The 741-nt window shown below is 71.4% G+C and carries 1 protein-coding gene; it reads left to right on the top strand.

The features are described from left to right. Window positions 1-407 precede the first annotated feature (407 nt). A partial coding sequence (locus tag RB628_RS41045) for an NAD-binding protein (protein ID WP_318325724.1) occupies window positions 408-741 on the top strand: 334 nt, incomplete at its 3' end.

Raw genomic sequence — 741 nt, 5'->3', positions numbered from 1 at the left:
GACGCCGACCCGTCCACACCCACGACCACCAGACCACTCATCGTGTCTCCCACGTCCGGACGCCATTGCCTTCCGTCTCCAGACTCGCCCCGGTCACTCGCCGCTGCCATGGGGCTTGTGGCCGCCACGAGGGCCGACCGGCCGATGAGCGGTGACGTGGCGCCGGGCGGCCTCAGCCATCAGGCTGGTGACACGGGCGACTGCGGCGCAGGAGACCCGGGACCGGCCATGACGGGTTCGGACGGTCCACCGGCCCCGCAGCGGTGTCACGGTGTCCGCGGCCGAACGGCCCGGATACCCGGCCCGGACGGCCCTGGCGGCTGCGGCAGGCAGGTCCAAGGATGGTGGTTGGCGCCCACATGGAGCCCGTAGCCGCCGACATGTTCCCGAGCGCCTTGGAGCTCGCGATGCAAGCCTTGGCCAAGATCACCCAGGTGCTTACCGCCGCCCACAACGATGTGACGCTGATCGACGCCGACGGCGACCGCATCGCCGAACTGGAAGGCCGCCTCGTCCTCCGTCTGATCGCCGGAGACGCCTGCGGATCCGCCCTCCTGGAGCACGCGGGTGCCCTCACCGCCGACCTCGTCGTCAGCCTGCTCGCCAAACGGCAGTTCGCCGTGGACCGCGTCGCCGCCCGCGTCAACGACGCCGAGAACGCCTGGCTGTTCGACGAGCGCTGGGGAGTCGACGTCGCCGTCCCCGCCGCCACCCCGCTGATCTCCCTCATCGAGGAGGCCA

It is taken from the genome of Streptomyces sp. ADMS, assembly GCF_033441795.1.
Classification (GTDB): Bacteria; Actinomycetota; Actinomycetes; order Streptomycetales; family Streptomycetaceae; genus Streptomyces.
Note: the sequence above shows the minus strand (reverse complement) of the source record. Positions and strands in the feature narration are given on the sequence as shown.